Origin of the sequence: Bartonella sp. MR63HLJHH, assembly GCF_042194155.1 — a bacterium.
Classification (GTDB): Bacteria; Pseudomonadota; Alphaproteobacteria; order Rhizobiales; family Rhizobiaceae; genus Bartonella; species Bartonella grahamii.
In genome coordinates this window covers 1-615 of the sequence record NZ_JBHIMN010000051.1, presented here as the reverse complement: position 1 = coordinate 615, position 615 = coordinate 1, and the positions used below count along the sequence as shown (strand labels likewise).

Annotated in this window: 1 protein-coding gene and 1 pseudogene; both read left to right on the top strand. The window is 41.6% G+C overall.

Annotation, left to right across the window (positions count from 1 at the left end; translation table 11 throughout):
- A pseudogene (locus ACFIKQ_RS09090) lies at positions 1 to 323 on the top strand (phage tail protein); the annotation flags it as partial.
- Positions 324 to 328: 5 nt separating this feature from the next.
- Positions 329 to 615: phage tail protein (locus ACFIKQ_RS09085; protein ID WP_375656317.1), on the top strand; the 287-nt coding region annotated here is incomplete at its 3' end.

Here is a 615-nt window from a genome sequence, read left to right as displayed (position 1 = left end):
ATGAAACCAATGCACGCGCAAAAAGAATGCTGGATACAGTAGTGGTTACAAATACCCCACCTGAAAAACGCAAGAGTGGTTTTAATACAAGTGTCATTGAAACAGGACAAATGCAGGCAACAAATAAAGTGGGTGCCTTTAAAGCTCCAAAGCCAATTACGGTTCATAAACCCGTTGAAGTAGACGCCCGTGTAACCATTACAAATCTAAATATTTCAGTACCAAATGGTCTCAAGGACGAAATCAGAGACGCTGTCAATCAAGCACTTGAACGCTATGCAAAACAGCAACGTTTAGCCATAGCCTCTAGCCTTTCGGATTAAATACCATGATGTTAGCTTTGGGTGGTTTTATTTTTTCGATTGAAACAGCAGCTTATCAAACACTTGATATGTCTTATGGTGTTCCATGGGTAGAGCAAGGGCGATTGGGGAGAAAGGCTGCTCTTCAATTGCCTGCTGTTGCAAATGCGGAATTTTCTTTAGCAGGCGTAATTTATCCAGATTTCAAAGGTGGTCACAGACAGCTCGAATATTTGCGACAAATAGCGCATATGGGACCTCACATTCTTGTGACCGGTCAAGGCAAAATCTTAGGTAAGTTTGTCATTCTTTC